Below are 18,020 nucleotides of genomic sequence, written 5' to 3' on the forward strand. Positions count from 1 at the left end.
ATTCAGCCGGAATACAGAGGGAGAAATAATTGGCCACTATCGAAAAAGGATTGATGGTAGACAAAAGCGTCGAAGTCAAGACCTATCCGTCCATAGAGCACGGCGCCTTGCTGTCCGTCACATCCATCGTGCTACACCGCACTGACTCGTCCACGGCCGCCAGCGTGCTCAATGCCTACAAGAGTGGCCAGAAAACGGGGGCGCACTTTCTGATCGAGAAGGACGGGAAGATCTACCAGACGGCCAGCCTTGAGCGCATCTGCTGGCATGTGGGCATCCTGCAGCCGCGCTGCGTCAACGAGAGCACCTGCGATCCCACGGAACTCAAGAACATCAATGCCCTGCTGCACCAAAAGGGCCTGAGCTTCAGCAAGCGGGCCAAGAATGTGTCATCGCACGAGAACACAAAGGCCTATCCGTTGCGTTATCCGGCCAACAGCGACTCCGTGGGCATCGAGGTGGTGGGCCGTTTCCTGCCATCGAACAAGGATTACGAGGCGCCCACCCAATCGCAGCTGTTCCAGACCAAATGGCTGACCCAGCAATTGGTGGACCACTACAAGCTCAAGCTTCTGTCCGATGTCTACTCCCACGGCGCCATTGCCCGCAAGGAAGCGACCGAAGGCGCCCAATTGCTGCGCTACATCTTCACGGGAGCCTGAGCCATGCCATCCAGCCAGCTTTTCAACAATCCCTCTCGCAGCCTGCGCATTGCCGCCTGGGCTGCCGTGATGCTGTGCCTGCATGCGCCGCTGCAGGCCTCATCTACTTCCACATCCACGCACAAACACGCGGCCAAGGCTGCGCCCGTTTCCGTCATCGGCCCGGTCACCCGTTCCGTAGGCACGGGCGAGACCATGGGATGCGAGAAAGTCAGCCTGGACGCCGCCGACGTGGCCCGCTATTTCGCGACGGCAAAGCAAGTCTCGGCTGGCAGCTTCCATGAGGAATCCATCATCCTGCCCTGCAGTTTCAGCGGACGGCTGCTGCGTTCGGGCAAGGTCTATGAATGGAACATCAACGCCGCCGGTGCCGGCTACCTGCGCAGTGAAGATGGCGATCACGACCTGCGCTACCTGTGCCGCAAGGCCTGCGAGAAGGCATTGCCGCAGTTGACGGGGCTTTGACCTGTTGTTCAGACATTGTCTACACGGGCGTCTTGTCACTCCCATTGATCGCTTCCCCATCCTCCTGCCAAAAACAGCGGATACGATGGCGCCTTCCACAATATCCCCAACAGACCATGGACCGACTGATTTCCCAGGGAATGAATTCCTTCAGCCAGGGCGACCATGCGCGCATGCATGCGCTATGGTCCGGCACCACGGTTTTCAACCACCTGGACAACGAAGCGATTGCCAGCCTCTTTACCGGCATTCAGGCCACTGCCGAATCAGGCCAGGGCAGCGAATGGTCATGGCTGATGCTGTGCCTGGTGTATCTCGATTCCAGTGACCAATTCACCGAGGACCGCAGTGCGGCATTGCGCCGGGTGGGCGAATGGGCGCAGCGCGCACTGGCGATGTCACCAGGCAATGCGTATGGACACCGCTATCTGGGCAGTGCCCACTATTGGCTGGACGAACCCGAGCCCGCGCTGGCCGCCTACCGCAAGTCTCATGCCTTGCAGCCCCAGGTGGACTTGCAAGCCCGCATTTTCGAGATGGAGCATGCCGTGCCCTGGCGCAGCATCTTTTCCTATCCCGACTTGGCTGATGGCCCGGCGGCACCCGACTACTACACGGCCGGCGTGACCGTGGGCAAGTGGAAGCGCCCCGACACGGATGCAGCGGCCCTGCAGGAAATCGAGCGCCTGCAGACCACACTCTACGAACGCTGTCTGGAGCGCTTCGCCAGCGCCGGCACGCCGGCAAGCGGCCAGGAGGCCGCGCCCGCCGCGCTGGACATCCACACCTATGCCATGTGCTGCAACAACCTGGGCGTGCTGTACAACGCACAGGAACAGTACGAGCAGGCGGCAGCCGTCCTCGAAGCCGGGCTGCAGCAGACCCGTTTCCAGGCCCTGCTGGAAAACCTGCGCCATGCCTATCGGCAACTGGGCAACCGCAAGCAGGCCACCGACCTGTCCCTGCTGCTGATGGAGGACTACGCGCTTGACACCGGCCTGTATCTTGACTGCGCGCAGACCGCATGCGCCTATCTCAACGAGACCAGCCACCACCAGGACGTCCTCGACATCGTGGCCGAAGCCGAGCGCCGCTATGCGCAGCTTTCGCCGCAGCAACGGCAAGCGCAATGGGAAGTTCGCAGCATGAGCTTCGTTCATGCGCACAAGGTCACCGCCCTCAGGGCCCTGGGCCAGCTCAAGGCCTCGCACCTTCAGCCTGAACTGGTCGAGATCGCCCTGCGCCACGATCCGGACGATGCCCAGCTGCTCGGCATACGCGCCCACATGCAGGGAGCCCGGCAGCAGGTGGGTGGAAAAGGCGGATTCTGGTCGCGCCTGTTCGGCTGAGCCACACCGGGCGACCGGGCCACCAAGACAGCCACCCTAAAAAATCAGGCAGTGTCGAATCCTTTTAGGCGGCCAGCGTCTCCTGGCAAGGACTCAACCCTTCAGAAAGCCTGTTCATGTTCTATCTCAAACGCAACCTGCCGATATGGGAACGCGCACTGCGCGCAACCGGTGCAATCGCCTTGATCGCAGTGGCACTGCTGGGCGTCACCCCACTCGGCAGCGCCTCGTTCTGGCTGCTGATCGCCGGCGCGGCGACGCTGGCCATCACGGGCGTGGCCGGGTTCTGCCCGGCCTGCGCCCTGTTCGGCCGCAAGCCCGTGGACACTGCGCCATGATCCGCGCCGACGCCCCTCTGATCGAGGCCGCGCGCCAGGGCGACCGGGATGCCATAGTCCGCCTGCTGTCGGTCTGTCAACCCGACCTCAAGCGCTTTGCCAGGCGCACCTGCAGCAATGCCCAGGACGCAGAAGACGCCGTGCAACTGGCACTGTGGCAGCTATACCGCCGCGTGGGAGCGCTGCGCGCCACGGCGGCCTTCGCCACCTGGCTGTTCCGCATCGTCGAGCGCGAATGCTGGCGCCTGCTGCACGGCCGTGGCCGCACCGAATCGCTGGATGCGCCCGATGCACCGCCGATGAACCTCGCCGCTGCGCCCATCCCCCACGGCCTGCGGCTGGACCTGGCCCGCGCCATGGAACGCTTGAGCCCTCCCTACCGCGAAGTGCTGATCCTGCGGGACGTGCACGAACTTACCGCTCCCGAAACCGCCGCCCAGCTCGGCCTCAGTGTGGAAGCAGTGAAAAGCCGCCTGCACCGCGCACGCGCCAAGGTGCGCGAGCACCTGCTGGCCAGCGGCTACTGGGTCAAGGACGATATGCCGCAGGAGCCACGCGATGTTCTGTAGCCGCTCCGTGGGCATCCACCTGCTGCGCGGCGCAGCCGCCATGGCCCTTTTGCTGGCAGCCATGCTGCTGGACGGTCTGCCGCTGCTGCCCAGGCTGGCCGCCTTCGGCGGTGCGTTACTGCTGATGCGCGGATGCCCTGCGTGTTGGCTGGTGAGCCTTTTCCAGACATGGCAGCAAGAAGCCGGCAAGGACCCCGGCGCCGGACGCTGATTTCCCGACCTGTTAAAAGCGCTCCTAAAACACTGGTTATCAGGTGCCCGCACCATATCCAGGAGCCCAACCGTGGATTGCATGGTGAAATTCATCTGATACCAGCCACAGCAGCATGCAAATCGCAAGAAATAAACCTTTTGGCTATTTTCTTTCGAGAAAATCATCGTATTCAATCTTTTTCTGTATTATGCAGAAATACTCATAACCAATGCATGACACCAAAAAAATAACTATCCCCAGCGGATTATTATTCCATATTCCAAGCCAGATAGAAAACCAAGCAAGAGGACCAATAAATAAAAAAGAAACAAAAGTCATCTTCTTGGCGTATTTTGCATGACATACCCTGCACTTCAATTCGCTGCCGAACCACTGCGTCAATCTGGAAAATACTGCACCGCAATCTTGACACGCATATTTCACACCATGCTCCCCGAAAATTCAGCCGAATAATGACAATTCCGCCAAGCACCGCACGCTTCAGCGCGTTCGCGTTCATTTATTGCCCATGACGTGGGTTGTAGGCGATCCATTTTCCCTGATTCAGGCAATTCACCCGACGCACCACGTCCCAGTTGAAGACCGCATTGCGATCACTGAAAATGTAGGCCTCCCAAGATGCTGGCAACCCTCAGAAAACCCCCAGCGCCAGCCCCGCCCCCATCGCCTCCCCCAGCGCCCTGCACTGTTCCAGCTCAGTTGCGACAATCCGCTTGGGCGCCAGTATGGCTTCGGTGGTCTGGGCGTGGGTGCAGATGATCAGGGGCTCGGCCACGGGCTTGAGGCGCCAGCCGGTGGCGATGCGGGCGATCTGGCGGGCGGCGTTCTGGCCGTCGCTGCCCGCGCAGATGAGGCTGGCATAGGGCCGGCCATTGAGGTGATCCAGCGCCGCGTAGTAGCTGCGGTCGAAGAAGTCCTTGAGCTGGCCGCTGATGGCGGCCAGGTTTTCCGGGGTGGCGAAGAGGTAGCCGTCGGCGGACAGCACATCGTCGGGGCCGGCCTCGGAGGCGTGCAGCAGGCGCACCTGCACGCCCTGGCCTTCGGCCGCTGCGCCGTCGCGCGCGGCCTCGGCCATCTGGCGGGTGCCGCCGGTCAAGGAGTGGTAGACGATCAGCAGGGTCTTGCTTGCGTTCATACCGCGAGCATAGACCGATGGTGGGAGAACCGGGCCGCTCCCGCAACGGTACGGCTCAGGTAACCCCCCTGCCGGCCCCATCCGTCAGCGACGCCACGGAAGGCCTGATCCATTGCGGATCATCGAGCTGCCGTTGAATGCAGTCGCGCAACCATTGATGCGCGGGATCCGCCTGATGGCGCGGATGCCAGGCCATGCGCATGGGCTGCACCTGCACGTCGATGGGCAAGGCAAACACCACCAGTCCCAGCGATGCGGCCATGCCATGCGCCGTGCGTGTCGGCACGCAGGCCACCAGGTCGGTGCGGGAGGCCGCAATCAGTGCCGAGAACGAACTGGGCACCAGCAGCGCCAGTTGCCGCTGCAGGCCCAGCGCCTGCAGGGCAACATCCACGGGCGAGCCTTCCCCCGGGCGCTGGGTGATGCCGACGTGGCGCGCGGCGGCGAACTGCGCGGCGCTCGGCCGTTGCGACTTTCTGGCGGACTTCAACAGGGGATGGCCGGCGCGCACGACGCCCACCAAGGTCTGCTCCGATATCACCAGGCTCTCGGTTTCCGGGTCCATGCTGCGAAAGCTGCCCACATCCAGGTCGATGCGGCCTTCGCGCAGGGCCCCCGGGTCGGCATGGGTTTCGGGCAGGAACTGCAGGCTGGCCAGCGGCATTTCCGCCTCCAGCGCACGCGAGAGGCTGGCACCGAAGACGACGGCAATGCCTTCGGGCGCCCGCACCACGAAGCGGCGGCGCAGGCCCGCCAGTCCTCCCGCATCGACAGGGTCCTGCAGCGCCCGCGCCTGGGCCAGCAGCGCGCGCACCGGCTCCGCCAGGGCCAGGGCGCGCGGCGTGGGCACCAGGCTGCGGCCCGCACGCACCAGGATGGGATCGCCAAACGCCTCCCTGATGCGTGCCAGCGTATGGCTCATGGCGGGAGTGCTCAGGTGCATGCGCCCGGCCGCCTGCGTCACGCTGCCGGTGCTGAGCAAGGCATCCAGTGCAATCAGCAGGTTGAGGTCGTATGTGTTCGCCATGCGAAATCATACGTTCAATACATTGCACTGTACAAAACCCACACCGCTCCCGACACTGGCGGCCGTTGCCTCAACGCAAGCCCTCGCCGCTGCACGCCCATGACACCCATGACGCCCATGCCCACAACCTCGCTGACTTCCCCGCCCGGTCGGCGGAACCTGCCCCGGCTTTGCTTCGCCATGCTCGTGCTGACGCTCGTCCTCGCGGCCCTGGACCAGACCATTCTTTCGACGGCCCTGCCCGTGATGGCCCGCGAACTGCCGGGCCATTGGCCGCTGGCCTGGGTGTTCTCGGCCTATCTGCTGGCGGCCACCGTGGTGATTGCGCTGTACGGCCGGCTGGCCGATGTGCTGGGCAGAAAGCCCATGCTGCTGCTGGCCATCGGCCTGTTCCTGGCCGGCTCCCTGGCCTGTGGCGCCAGCCATGACCTGCAGCAGCTGGTGCTGGCGCGTGCCCTGCAGGGCGCAGGCGGCGGCGGACTCATGACGCTGACGATGCTGACCCTTGCCGACCTGTTTGCACCTGAACAACGGGCCCGCTACCAGGGCCTGCTGGGCGCCGCCTATGGCGTATCGACCATGATCGGCCCGCTGCTGGGCGGGGCGCTGGTGGAGCATCTGTCCTGGCACTGGGCGTTCTGGCTGAATGTGCCGCTCGCAGGGCTGGCCTGGGGGGTGCTGGCATGGGCACTGCCTGCCAGGGCGGCTGCGCCGGAGGCTGCCGCCGAGCCCCGGCCCCGGCAGCGCATCGACTGGCTGGGTGCCGTGTTGCTGGCCGCAGCCCTGGTCAGCCTGCTGCTGGCCACCCAGCACAGCCACCTGAATCTGCCAGAGCAGCTGTCGCTGTGGGTGCTGCTGGCCCTGGGCGCCAAGTTCGCCCTGGCATTCTTCGTGCGCCAGCGCCGCGCCGCCCATCCGCTGCTGCCCCTGTCGCTGTTTGCCCACCCGGCCTACGCGGCGGTCAGTTTCCTGGCCCTGTCCACGGGCGTTGCGCTGTATGCGGCCGTTGTCTTCCTTCCGCAGTATCTGCAGATCGGCCTGCACCTGTCGCCTACCGGTTCCGCCTGGCACTTGGCGCCACTGATGGCCGGCATCACCGCAGGGGCCATTGGCAGCGGCCGGCGCCTGCGCGCCCAGACGCCAGCCGCGTCGCTCGCCCGGGTGGCCTGCGTGCTGATGCTGCTGTCGTTCGGGCTGATCACTGCGGCCTTGCACTGGCTGCCGCAGGCGCCGCTGGCCCTTTCCGCAGGACTGCTGCCGCTGGGCCTGGGATTGGGGCTGATGTTTCCCATCATCACCGTGGTGGCGCAGCGTGTGTCGCCGGCCCGGCACCTGGGCATTGCCACGGCGGCACCCGTCATGCTGCGCAGCCTGGGCGGCGCCGCCGGCGTGGCCTTGCTGGCAGCCCTGCTCACCCATTTGATGAAACAGGAGCTGGCTGCGGCCAGCCCCCTGGCAGCACACGCCGATGCCGTCACCGCCGCGCTGGGCCACGGGCTGCAGGCCATCTTCGGCTGCGCGGCGCTGGCGGTTCTGGCGGCGTTGGCTGCCTGCCGATGGCTGCCGGTGCGCAAGGCCGCAGCGCGTGACGGCCAGGGAACCCCTGCGGCGCAAAGCGCCGCCATTCGCCGAGGTGCGGAAGGCGCCTAGGCCGCCCGGTGCCTCAGAAGTCCACCGAAGCCGACACCACGAAGGTGCGCGGAATCATCGGCGAGACGGCGCCCCAGGACGTGACACCGGCCCAGGCCTTGCGGTCGGCCACGTTCTGCACCGTGGCGCGCAGCGTGGTCTTGCGGCCTGCGATGCGGGTGGCATAGCGCAGGCCCAGGTCGGTGCGTGTCCAGCCCGGGATGCGCAGGCGGTTGGCCTGGTCCACGAACTGGGCGCCGGTGTAGGCCAGGTCGCCGACCAGGGTCAGGCCTTCCGCGGCAGGCACATCCCATTCCACGCCCAGGTTGGCCAGCAGGCGCGAGGTGCCGATGGGCCGGTTGCCCACCAGCGCAGGCGTGGCCGAGCGCGTGATCTCGGGCTTGAGCCAGGTCACGCCACCGAGCAGGCGCAGGCCGCGCGCGGCCTCGCCGTAGGCATACAGCTCCATGCCCAGATTGCGCTGCTCGCCGTTGGTCTTGTAGACGCCCTGGTCCAGGCCGCCGCTGGGTTTTTCAATGCTGAACAGGGCGGCCGTGGCCATGAAGCTGCCGAAGTCGTACTTGCTGCCCACTTCGTACTGGCGGCTCTTGTAGGGGCGCAGCACCTCGCCGTAGTTGCTGGCCGCGGGCGGCGCGATGTCGCCCTTGCTCAGGCCTTCGATGTAGTTGGCGTAGAGGCTCCAGTTGGGCGCCTGGCGCCAGACCACGCCCACGGCCGGCGTGGTCACGCTCTCGTCGTAGACATTGGCGGTGCCGCCCGTGAGCACGTTGTAGTTGGTGGACTTGATGGCCTGGTGGCGCAGGCCCAGCGACAGTTGCAGCCTGTCCTGCAGCAGCGAGAGCGTGTCCACCAGCGCCAGGCTGGTGTTGCGGTTGTCATGGATGCGCGGAATGGCCGAAGGCCGCGCAATGCTCTGCGGCGCATGGGCAATGGGCGCATAGATGTTGGACGCCACGGTGGAGCCCGCCTGCAGCGCGCGGTGAAAATCCTCGCGGTAGCTGGCCAGCTGCAGCGTGACCGAATGCTGGACACCGGCCAGCGCAAAGCGCGAGCGCAGGCCCGCGTCGATGGTGCTGCGATCCACGTCGAACACCGCGTAGGTGGGCGTGATGCTGGTGGCGCCCGCAGCACTGGTCAGGCGCGGGGCCGAGTCATAGATGCGGTCCACATCGGCGCGCGACTGGCCGATGTTGGCGAACAGCGTGAGCTGCTGCGTGAGGTCCAGTTCGGTGCGCAGCAGCACGGCGCGCTCGCGGTTCCTCGACCATTCCCAGGGCTGGGTCACGTTGCGCCGGCCATCCGGCGCAGCAGGCATGGAGGTGAGCCCCGTGGGCATGATGGGCCGGCCCACGCCGTCGATGCGCTCGTCCTGCGAGAGCAGGTCCAGCGTGGCACGGAAGCGCTCCACCTCGTAGTCCAGCGCCACGGCCAGCACATGGCCGTCGGTGCTTTGATGGTCCATGGACGTATCGCCGCCGTACTTGCTGGCGTTCACGCGGATGCCGTACTGGGCCTCGTCGCCAAAGCGCCGGCCCACGTCGGCGTGGGCACGCCAGAGGCTGTCCGAAGTCCAGCCCGTGGTCAGCCGCGCCACGTCTTCATTGGCACGCTTGGGCGCGATGTTGATCACGCCGCCCACCGAGCCGTTGGGCGACATGCCGAACAGCAGCGCGCCCGGGCCCTTGACCACCTCGATGCGGTCCACGTACTCGGTGCGCACGCGGTAGTTGGGGGCAATGCCGTAGATGCCGTCAAAGGCGATCTCGCCCGAGTTGCCTTCCCAGATCGGAAAGCCCCGGATGTAGAGGTTGTCCACGTTGCCGCCCGGCAGCACGGTATAGCGCACGGAAGGGTCGCGGTTCACCGCCTCGGCAATGGTGCCGGCCTGCTGGTTGCGCACGGCCTCGGACGTGTAGCTGGTGGTGCTGAACGGCGCCTGCATGTTGCCGGTATTGCCCAGCACGCCCAGGCGCACGCCCTTGGCCACCTGCCCGCCGGCGTAGGGTGCGGGCAGCAGGCTCACATACTGGTCGCCGGCCGTGACGGTGATCTCGGACAGGCGGTGCGCGTTTTCCGGCGCGTTGGCGGCAGCAGGCAGCAGGGTCAGCGTGCCGCCCTCGATGCGCCCCTGCAGGCCGCTGCCCTGCAGCAATGCCGCCAGGCCCTGGCGCACATCGTGGCTGCCGTTGAGCGCCGGGGCCTGCCGGCCCTGCACCAGTTCGGAGGAGTAGGTGAGCTGCAGCCCCGCCTGGCGCGCGAACTGGCTCAGCGCCTGGGCCAGCGGCTGGGCCGGCACGTCGAAGGACACCGATTGCGCGGCGGCCAACTGCAGTTGCAGGCCCAGCACCAGGCCTGCACATGCATGAAAAACCGCTGTGCGGCGGAGACGGAGGCGGAATCGGGAGGACTTGGGAGCGGACATAAGGACTTTCTGGAAGACAGGCTCATTGCGAATCGCCGGCACAGGCAGGGCGCCCGGCCTTTCATATGCAAATACGAGTCACTCCCAAAAACCCTGAAAAAAACCTCACGGCTCCGCGCGCCCGCCGCGCCGCGCAATCCGCAGCCCGCCGTCGTCCAGCACGCTGACCTGCACCGGGGCGAACTGCGGCAGCCCGCGCAGCCAGCGCTCGGCCTGGGCAATGCGCACATGGCCGCTGATGGCCAGTTGCGCCGCGCCCTCCTCCACCACCAGGCGGCGCCGCGTGTAGCGGCCCAGACGGTGGACGACGCGGCCCAGCGGTTCCTGCTCGAAGACCAGCTCGCCCTCGCGCCAGGCCGCGGGCCGTTGCTGGAGCTGCGGCTGCCAGGCAGCGCCGTCGGCATCTCCTGCCCCGCCGTCCAGGGGAATGCGCAGCGACTGGCTGTCCTGCAGCAACTGGCTGCGCCCGGTGGCTGCATGCTCCACCCGCACCTGGCCCGACTCCACCTGCACCCGCACCGCATCGGGCTCCAGTTCCACACCAAAGCGCGTGCCCAGCACGGTCACGCGCAGGGGGCCGGCCTCCACCACAAAGGGCCGTGCCGCATCGCGGGCCACGGCAAAGAAGGCGGCGCCTTCCAGCAGCCGTGCCTGTCGCAGGTCGGCACGGTAGGTCAGTGCCACGCGGCTGGCGGCGTCCACGCGCAGCACGCTGCCATCGGGCAGTTCCAGGCTGCGCTGCACGCCCGTGGCGCTGGCCAGTTCACCTTGCCACAGCACGCGGCGGCTCCACATCTGCCAGGCGGGCCAGGCCGCGCAGGCCATGCCGGCCACGCCCAGCAGTGCGCCAAGGGCACGCCGCCGCCGCTTTCTGGAAGAGGCCTGCAAGCCCGCCTCCACCCCGCCGCGCCAACGCAGCAAGGCGGCTTCCAGGCAGGCATCGGCCTGCATCAGGTCACGCTCCACGGTGTTCAGGGAGACCTGCAGGCGCCGGGCGATGTCGGCCTGCCGCTCGCCATGCAGGCGGTGGGCCAGCAAGGCGGCCTGCATGCGCTCGGGCAGGTCTGCAATCGTGCGCTCCACCACGGCCAGTGCCTGGCGGTACATGGCGCGGTCGGCCACATCGCCTTCGGCCTCGGGCTGCAATTGCGCCCAGTCGTCCATGCAGCGCTGCTGCGCGCCACGCTGGCGCAGCCGGTCTATCGCCAGGTGCTTGGCCGTGGCAAACAGGTAGGCCCGCGCGGCTTCGAGCGTGGGCGAGCTGCCATCGGGCAGCTGCGGCGGCGCATCGGCCAGGCGCAGCCAGGTTTCCTGGGCCAGTTCCTGCGCCTCGTCGCGGCTGCCGGTCTTGCCGGCCAGATAGGACACCAGCTGCTGCTGGCAGGCACAGAAAAGCTGGTGCCAGCGCGCAGCGGTCCAGGAAGCGGAAGGGGTGGGCATGGCCGGGGGGAGGTGGGGAATCGACAACGAGAATGACTATCATTCTAGTTTTGTTTGCCAATGGCCCCTGGCGCAACAGCCCCATGCGATGCACTCCTGAAGCACAGTTCCAGTTCGCAATGGGGACTGCCCAGAAAGCGGATGTCCCCGCCTGCATTGCGCAATATCTTGCGGGTGATGGCCAGTCCCAGGCCGGCGCCCCTGCTGCCAGGCCGCGCCTTGCTGAAGCGGGTGAACATGGCTTCCTGGCGGTCGGGCGGAACGCCATGCCCCTGGTCGGCCACCGTCAGGCGGATCACGTCACCTTCAACCGCCGTCATGGCTACCAAGACATCTCCCTGGCCATGGTGAAAGGCGTTCTCGAGCACATTGGAGATGGCGGTGTGCAGCAGGCTTGCGTCGCCCTGGCAGTGCACGCCATCGATGAGGTCCACCTCCATGCGGCGCGAGCCGGCCTCGAACAACGGCAGCATTGCGGCGATGGCCTCCCTCACCAGCCGCGTGAGATGCGTGGACGCTGCGGCGCGAGCAGCCTCGCCAGCGCCCAGGTCCTGCTCCTGGCGCGCCAGCAGCAACAGCTGCTCGGCCACGCGGCGCAGGTAGCGCACATCGCCGTCCACGGCCTGCCAATCGGGGCTGGGGTCCGTGCGCGCCTTTTGCAGGCGCAGGTCCAGCACGGTCAGGGGCGTGCGCAGTTCATGCGCCGCGTCGGCGACCAGGCGCTTCTCGTTGGCCAGCGACTGCGCCAGATCCTCCAGTGCGCGGTTGACGGCTTCGGCCAGCGGCAGCAGTTCGCGCGGCAGCCGGGCGGTCGGAATGGGCTGGACCTGGCCTGGCTTCATGCCCTGCACAAAACGTGCGGCCTGCTGCACGGGCCTGAGCGTCCAGCGCATCATCCAGTAGATGAGCAGCAGCGCCAGCAGGCCTACAGGCACCAGCATGACCAGGCTTTGCAGCAGCTTGGCGTGCAGCAGATCGCCAATGGCCTGGCGCTCCAGCACATCGCGCTTGGCCACCATCAGGGTGGCTCCATCGGCCAGCGGTGCGGCCACGTTGACAACCTGGCCGCTGTAGATGGGCAGCCGCAACAGCGGCGCCCGCGCATCGTCCGGCGGCAGGCGCAGGCGGCGCGGGGATTGGAGGTTGTCGGAGAACCAGAGCACCCTCCCCTCGGGCGAATACAGCGTGTACGACAGCTCGCCGCCCGCATGGCTTTTGGGCAGGCGGGCCGGATCGCTTTGCATGGTGAAGCCTTCGGCGATCTCCCGCGCCTGGATCACCATCGCCACGCGGCGCAGCTGGTCGCGCGTGTCGTACAGCGACAGCGACAGTGCTCCGGCGCCAGCCGCAAAGGCCAGCGCCAGCCCCAACAGCACGCGCCGCTCAAGACTGGTGCTCTTCATGCGCGGCAGCGGGCAAGACCATGCGGTAGCCCACGCCACGCACGGTATCTATCAGCACATTGGCGCCGCCGTCGCGCAGCTTGCGGCGCAGGCGCGAGATCAGCGCCTCCACGGCATTCAGGGTCACGCTCTCGCGCGAGGCGTACAGGTGCTCTTCCATGCGTTCCTTGACCACGATGCGGGGCCACACGCGCAGCATCTCCTCCAGCAGCATGGCCTCGCGCCGGAGCAGATCGATGTGCCTGCCATCCACGGTCGCATGGCGGGAATCGGTTTCAAAGGCCAGATTGCCCAGGCTCAGCCGAGGCTCGCGGCCGCCCTGGGCACGGCGCAGCACGGCGCGTACGCGCGCTTGCAGCTCGGAGATGTCAAAGGGCTTGAGCACATAGTCATCGGCGCCGCAATTGAGCCCGGCCAGGCGGCTTTCCAGCGCGTCGCGTGCCGTGAGGATGATGCAGGGGGTTCTGCGGCGGCGGTCATCGCAGCGGGCCAGCACCTGCATGCCATCCATGTCGGGCAGCCCCAGGTCCAGGATCAGGGCCTCATAGTCGGCGACGGCAAGCGCGTCCAGCGCCTGCCGTCCGGTGGCGGCCACATCCACCGCGAACCCCATGCGCTCCAGATGGGCCTGCAACAGCGCTCGCAAATCTTGGTGGTCTTCAACAACGAGCAGCTTCATCGGTCAGACGTTGATCAGGAATGTCGGATACAAATACGAATCAGACGTATTTTAAATTTGAAAGCTGCAAGGCCAGCGCCATGACGCCGCAAGATCCAGAACCTGCGCCCCCCGCAAGCCCTGAGCCGGCTTAGCCAGCCGCCTGCAGCGCAGCCCCCGCCTGGCCGTTGCCCGGGCGAGGGCGCCCCAACCCATCACCCGCACCGCCTGCCCGGCGGCGCGTGCCGTCGTGTACGGACAACCCCATTTTCAATAGCGACCGGAGCCAACCAGTGATCGACTCTTTCCTGCAGCCGGCCAGGGCCTGCACCCCTGCCCACCCGCTCACCCTCATCGGCAAAGGCCTAGCCTGTCTGCTGAGCGGCAGCACCGTGCTGCTGGCCCATGCACAGCAGGCGGCCGGCGAAGGCAAGCTGTCCGAAGTGGTGGTGACCGCCACAGGCTTCGAGCAATCGCTGGCCGACGCGCCTGCCTCCATCACCGTGGTGACAGCCAAGGAGCTGGAAGGCAAGCGCTACCGCGACGTGACCGATGCCCTGCTCGACATTCCAGGCGTCACCATCGAGGGCGGTGCGGGCGGCAAGATCGAATCCACGCAGATCTATATCCGCGGCCTGGGCGAGGACTACACCCTGTTCCTGGTGGACGGCAAGCCCCTGGGCAGCTCCTCCCAGGCCTACTACAACGGCTTCGGCGGCGCGCAGCAGACAAGTTGGCTGCCACCCATGTCGGCCATCGAACGCATCGAGGTCATTCGCGGCCCCATGTCGTCGCTGTACGGATCCAGCGCGCTGGGCGGGGTGATCAACATCATCACCAAGAAGGTGTCCACGCAATGGACCGGCAGCGTCACCGTGGACGGAACGATGCAGGAAAACCCACAGGCCGGCAGCGAGGGCCAGCAGCGCTTCTACCTCAGCGGCCCGCTGGTACAGGACCGGCTGGGCCTGACGCTGTACGGCTCGCGCTTCAAGCGCCATGAGGACCGGTTCACCGGCGGCTACGCCGCCCGCGAGAACCGCGACATCACCGCCAAGCTGGCCTGGAAACTCACCGGCAACCAGACCCTGGGCCTGCAGGCCACGCGCGGCACCGGGGACAACGAGCGCACGGCCCGCACGGGCGCCGCAGGCTCGGTGCAGAACGAACGCAACTACTACGCGCTGACGCATGACATCGAATGGGGCTCGCGCATCCGCACCAGCTCCTTCATCACGCGGGAGAACGTGCAGATAACCAATGGCGCCTACCAGTCCGAATACCGGGCCACCTACCTGCAGTCCAAGACCGTCGTGCCGCTGGACCGGCACATGGTCTCGTTCGGTGCCGAGTACAAGAACGAAGAGACTGCGCATGACGGCAGCCGCTTTCCGGGATCGCGCAACATCAACCTCGAACGCTGGCAGATGGCCCTGTTTGCCGAGGACGAATACTTCCTGACCGACCGCTTCTCCGTCGTGGGCGGCATACGCTACGACCGCAACCAGCACTACGGCAGCGAATGGATTCCGCGCCTTTACGGCATCTACCGCCTGAGCAGTGCACTGACCCTCAAGGGCGGCATCAGCGGCGGCTACAAGGCACCCACCCTCAAGCAGGCCGACGACAACATCGTGGAAATCGCTGCGCGTGGCGCGGCCTGGGACATGGGCAACAAAAACCTCAAGCCCGAGAAAAGCACCAACTACGAAATCGGCCTGAACTGGACGCCCGCGCAGGACGTGAACGCCAGCATCACCGCCTACCAAACCGACTTCAAGGACAAGATCAGCACGCAGACCATCTGCACCAGCCCCACCTCCGCCCCCGCCTGCGAATACAACGGCGAAGTGCGCTCGCGCATCAACCAGTACGTCAACGTCAGCTCGGCCACTATCAAGGGACTGGAGCTGGCCTACGGCATGCCCATCGCCCTGCCGCTGGGCCGGGGTCGGTTCAACACCTCGTACACCTTCACCTCCAGCGACGTGGCCAGCGGACCGGACGCCGGCAGGCCCCTCAACAACCTGCCCCGCCACATGCTCAATCTGGGCGCGGACTGGAACATCACGGGCCAGATCAAGCTCTGGGGCAAGGCCCGTTACAAGAGCAGGAGCATAGACGGCGGCACGGCCCAGCTACCCGCCTACACCCTGGTGGACATAGGCGCCAGCTACCAGGCAACGCCCAACATCCAGCTGTTCACGGGCCTGTACAACCTGCTGGACAAGACCGTGAACCTCGCCGACTACGGCAAGACGCTGGATGGACGGCGCTTGTATTTGGGGGTGACGGCGCAGTTTTGAGGGTAGCGGCATAGAAGACCGAGCGATTTCATCGCATCAGGTGGAGAAAGCTACGGGCACGAGCATTAATCAGTCCCAGACACTGGGAACGTGCAGGGTCTCGGCCTTTCTCGCCCTGGGAACCGGAATATATTTGGACAAGGCATCTTTTTCGCGCCGGACTTCATTGCAGGTGATTTCAGCGCTGCGGAAGATGCGCTTTCCCTGCGGACCACCGCTGGAGAAGGGCCTCACTTCAATGCGCACGCTTAAGGTCTCAGGCAAAGGAGACCCGTTTGCCGCTTCAGCGCCGCATAGCAGGTTCAGTTTTCTCTGAGCACTGCTGTGAGATGAGTGACGAGAACTCTTGGTGGGATTGCCCTGGGCATCGAATCCAAGAACATTCCAGTCCAAAACCGGTTCAGCACGAACAAGGCATGCGCTGCCCGCCACTAAAACAAAAGCAACAAGGGATTTCATGGATCCATCGAGAAATTGCACCGGCTCTTAACGCCCATTCATCAATGGTCATTGAATGAAAGTGCCTGCCTGTAGAAAGATGACTAGCCGTCCGGATTATGCAGTGACTTCAATAGGCGGACTTGCCGGCAGTATGCCGAGGAAAACCCGGCCCGGGCCCGCTACCACCTCGACGCGGCCTCCCGCAGCGCATCCACCGCCATGTCGATGAAGGCCCGCACGCGATGCGCGGCATGGCGCCCTTCCCTGTGCACCACATGAATCGGTAGCGGTGGCCGCTCGAAGGGCTCCAGCACCAGGCGCAGTGCGCCGTCCTGCACGGGTTTGGCGATCTGGTAGAGCGGCAGGCGCGTGATGCCTTGCCCGGCCAGGGCGCAGTCCGCCGCAGCCTCGTTGGTCATGGACATGAGGCGCGGCTGCAGGCGCACAGCCAGGGCCTTGTCGCCTTCGAGAAACCGCCATTCGGGCGTGGAGGTGAGGCCGGATGCGGTGATGGTGGTGTGCTGCGCTAGCTCCTCGGGCCGCTGGGGCACGCCGTGGCTGGCCAGGTATGCGGGCGAGGCGCACAGCACCTGCCGCACGCTGCCCACGCGGATCGCCTGCAGCGAGGAGTCGGGCAGCTCGCCTATGCGCACGGCCACGTCCACGCCCTCGTCCACCAAGCTGACCACGCGGTCCACAAACCAGCAGTTGACGTCCACCTCGGCAAACCGGCCCAGGTAGTCGTGCACCACAGGCAGCACGTGCATGCGCCCGAAGTTGACCGGCGCCGTGAGCGTGAGCCGGCCGCGTGGTGCGGCATCGGCGCTGGCGGCATGCTCGTCGGCCTCTTCCAGCTCGGCCAGGATGCGGCGGCAGCTGTCGGCATAGGCCGTGCCGGCCTCGGTCACGCGCACGAAGCGCGTGGTGCGCGTGAGCAGGCGCACGCCCAGGCGCTCCTCCAGGTCGGAGACGGCCCGCGTCACCACCGAGGGCGAGACCTTGAGCCGACGTGCGGCCGAGGCGAAGCCGCCCGTGTCCACCACTGCGAGAAATGCCGTCATGGACTGGAAGCGATCCATCTGTGCCTGCCTTGTCTGTGTCGTATGTCTGCCCGGCTGCGGGCGGCCCGCGCAGGACTGCCCAGGTTTGCCCAGGTTTGCGCCGGCGCTTTGTTCGCGTTCCCGCAAGAGTGACTTGCCGCCGCCAGGGATTCTAAAGATGCGGGCGGGGAAGGAGGATACGTCCCGTGGCGCCGAAAACCGGCGCCTTCACCAACCCCAAGGAACCGCAATGAAGCTCTACCACTTTCCCCTGTCCGGCCACGCCCACCGCGCCCGCCTCTTCCTCGGCCTGCTGGGCGTGGAGCATGAGCTGGTCCATGTGGACCTGGCCAGCGGCGCGCAGCAGAAGCCCGAATTCCTGGCGCTGAACCCGCTGGGCCAGGTGCCGGTGCTGGACGACGATGGCACGGTGATTGCCGACTCCAACGCCATCCTGGTCTACCTGGCACGCAAGCTGGACCGCCAGGACTGGATGCCCCTGGGCGCCCGGGCCGAGGCCGAGATCCAGAAATGGCTGAGCATCGCCGCCGGCCCCATTGCCTTCGGCCCGGCGGCGGCCCGGCTGGTCACGGTGTTCAAGGCGCCCTTCCAGGCCGAGGAAGTGATAGCCCGCGCCCACGCCATCCTCGGCAAGATCGAGGCGCAACTGGCCACCCGCCCCTTCCTCACCGGCGCCACGCCAACGATTGCCGACGTGGCCCTGTACAGCTACATCGCCAGCGCGCCCGAGGGCAATGTGGACCTGCAACCCTACCGCGAAGTGCGCGCCTGGCTGGTCCGCATCGAGGCGCTGCCCGGCTTTGTGGCCTTTGCCCGGACACCGGCCGGCCTGCGGGCCTGAGTGCCTGAGCCACACCTCCCCTGAAACCCCGGCAAAGGA

General features: G+C 66.2%; 18 protein-coding genes. 10 read left to right on the top strand and 8 right to left on the bottom strand.

From position 1 onward, the window contains the following. The first annotated feature begins 53 nt into the window (after window positions 1–53). The 7 genes from ACFPFG_RS03515 to ACFPFG_RS03545 all read left to right on the top strand — a co-directional run bounded on the left by ACFPFG_RS03515 (window position 54) and on the right by ACFPFG_RS03545 (window position 3,937). Window positions 54–662, top strand: coding sequence for a peptidoglycan recognition protein family protein (locus ACFPFG_RS03515; protein ID WP_380105076.1), 609 nt, complete (start codon window positions 54–56; stop codon window positions 660–662). A 3-nt stretch (window positions 663–665) separates the two neighbouring features. After that, on the top strand, window positions 666–1,127 hold the full coding sequence (locus ACFPFG_RS03520; RefSeq protein ID WP_312377605.1) for a hypothetical protein: 462 nt from the start codon (window positions 666–668) through the stop codon (window positions 1,125–1,127). A 140-nt stretch (window positions 1,128–1,267) separates the two neighbouring features. Beyond that, window positions 1,268–2,476, top strand: a complete 1,209-nt coding sequence (locus tag ACFPFG_RS03525) for a tetratricopeptide repeat protein (protein ID WP_380105078.1) — start codon at window positions 1,268–1,270, stop codon at window positions 2,474–2,476. 116 nt (window positions 2,477–2,592) lie between these two features. Beyond that, the gene (locus tag ACFPFG_RS03530; RefSeq protein WP_197956539.1) at window positions 2,593–2,814 is read left to right on the top strand and encodes a YgaP family membrane protein; all 222 of its coding nucleotides are present in this window, start codon (window positions 2,593–2,595) and stop codon (window positions 2,812–2,814) included. Beyond that, window positions 2,811–3,383: an RNA polymerase sigma factor gene (locus tag ACFPFG_RS03535; protein WP_380105082.1), complete on the top strand. Its 573-nt coding sequence runs from the start codon at window positions 2,811–2,813 to the stop codon at window positions 3,381–3,383. Before ACFPFG_RS03530 ends, ACFPFG_RS03535 begins: the two co-directional genes overlap by 4 nt. Further along, the gene (locus tag ACFPFG_RS03540; protein WP_380105083.1) at window positions 3,373–3,594 is read left to right on the top strand and encodes a hypothetical protein; all 222 of its coding nucleotides are present in this window, start codon (window positions 3,373–3,375) and stop codon (window positions 3,592–3,594) included. Before ACFPFG_RS03535 ends, ACFPFG_RS03540 begins: the two co-directional genes overlap by 11 nt. A 211-nt stretch (window positions 3,595–3,805) precedes the next feature. After that, window positions 3,806–3,937: a hypothetical protein gene (locus tag ACFPFG_RS03545; protein WP_269670920.1), complete on the top strand. Its 132-nt coding sequence runs from the start codon at window positions 3,806–3,808 to the stop codon at window positions 3,935–3,937. Window positions 3,938–4,228: 291 nt separating this feature from the next. Here the strand turns inward: ACFPFG_RS03545 and ACFPFG_RS03550 are convergent, their stop codons facing one another. Next, complete coding sequence (locus ACFPFG_RS03550) at window positions 4,229–4,732, bottom strand: flavodoxin family protein (protein ID WP_380105086.1); 504 nt, start codon at window positions 4,730–4,732, stop codon at window positions 4,229–4,231. Window positions 4,733–4,787: 55 nt separating this feature from the next. After that, on the bottom strand, window positions 4,788–5,759 hold the full coding sequence (locus tag ACFPFG_RS03555; protein WP_312377596.1) for a LysR family transcriptional regulator: 972 nt from the start codon (window positions 5,757–5,759) through the stop codon (window positions 4,788–4,790). A 117-nt stretch (window positions 5,760–5,876) separates the two neighbouring features. Between ACFPFG_RS03555 and ACFPFG_RS03560 the strand changes: the two genes are divergently transcribed. After that, on the top strand, window positions 5,877–7,409 hold the full coding sequence (locus ACFPFG_RS03560) for an MFS transporter (protein ID WP_380105088.1): 1,533 nt from the start codon (window positions 5,877–5,879) through the stop codon (window positions 7,407–7,409). A 13-nt stretch (window positions 7,410–7,422) separates the two neighbouring features. On the opposite strand, the gene ACFPFG_RS03565 is transcribed toward ACFPFG_RS03560, so the two are convergent. The 4 genes from ACFPFG_RS03565 to ACFPFG_RS03580 form a co-directional block, all read right to left on the bottom strand. Then, on the bottom strand, window positions 7,423–9,756 hold the full coding sequence (locus ACFPFG_RS03565) for a TonB-dependent receptor (RefSeq protein WP_232245848.1): 2,334 nt from the start codon (window positions 9,754–9,756) through the stop codon (window positions 7,423–7,425). 180 nt (window positions 9,757–9,936) lie between these two features. Continuing rightward, entirely contained in the window at window positions 9,937–11,271 is a 1,335-nt protein-coding gene (locus ACFPFG_RS03570; RefSeq protein ID WP_380105091.1) for a sigma-70 family RNA polymerase sigma factor, read from the bottom strand. Window positions 11,272–11,315: 44 nt separating this feature from the next. After that, window positions 11,316–12,674 (bottom strand): sensor histidine kinase, encoded by a 1,359-nt coding sequence (locus tag ACFPFG_RS03575; protein ID WP_312377587.1) that lies wholly within the window; start codon window positions 12,672–12,674, stop codon window positions 11,316–11,318. Beyond that, entirely contained in the window at window positions 12,655–13,353 is a 699-nt protein-coding gene (locus ACFPFG_RS03580; protein WP_183020432.1) for a response regulator transcription factor, read from the bottom strand. The genes ACFPFG_RS03575 and ACFPFG_RS03580 overlap by 20 nt, the downstream gene beginning before the upstream one ends. Before the next feature lie 272 nt (window positions 13,354–13,625). Here ACFPFG_RS03580 and ACFPFG_RS03585 point away from each other — a divergent pair, with 272 nt between their 5' ends. Continuing rightward, window positions 13,626–15,638: a TonB-dependent receptor domain-containing protein gene (locus ACFPFG_RS03585; RefSeq protein WP_380105094.1), complete on the top strand. Its 2,013-nt coding sequence runs from the start codon at window positions 13,626–13,628 to the stop codon at window positions 15,636–15,638. 69 nt (window positions 15,639–15,707) lie between these two features. Here the strand turns inward: ACFPFG_RS03585 and ACFPFG_RS03590 are convergent, their stop codons facing one another. Continuing rightward, window positions 15,708–16,097 carry a hypothetical protein gene (locus ACFPFG_RS03590; RefSeq protein WP_380105096.1) on the bottom strand — a complete coding sequence of 130 codons (390 nt, stop codon included), beginning with the start codon at window positions 16,095–16,097 and terminating at the stop codon, window positions 15,708–15,710. Window positions 16,098–16,258: 161 nt separating this feature from the next. Further along, window positions 16,259–17,158: a LysR family transcriptional regulator gene (locus ACFPFG_RS03595; RefSeq protein WP_380105098.1), complete on the bottom strand. Its 900-nt coding sequence runs from the start codon at window positions 17,156–17,158 to the stop codon at window positions 16,259–16,261. Between the two features lie 211 nt (window positions 17,159–17,369). Between ACFPFG_RS03595 and ACFPFG_RS03600 the strand changes: the two genes are divergently transcribed. Next, complete coding sequence (locus ACFPFG_RS03600) at window positions 17,370–17,981, top strand: glutathione S-transferase family protein (RefSeq protein ID WP_380105100.1); 612 nt, start codon at window positions 17,370–17,372, stop codon at window positions 17,979–17,981. The last annotated feature ends 39 nt before the right edge of the window (window positions 17,982–18,020 follow it).

Origin of the sequence: Delftia deserti, from assembly GCF_042653485.1 — a bacterium.
Lineage (GTDB): Bacteria > Pseudomonadota > Gammaproteobacteria > Burkholderiales > Burkholderiaceae_C > Comamonas > Comamonas acidovorans.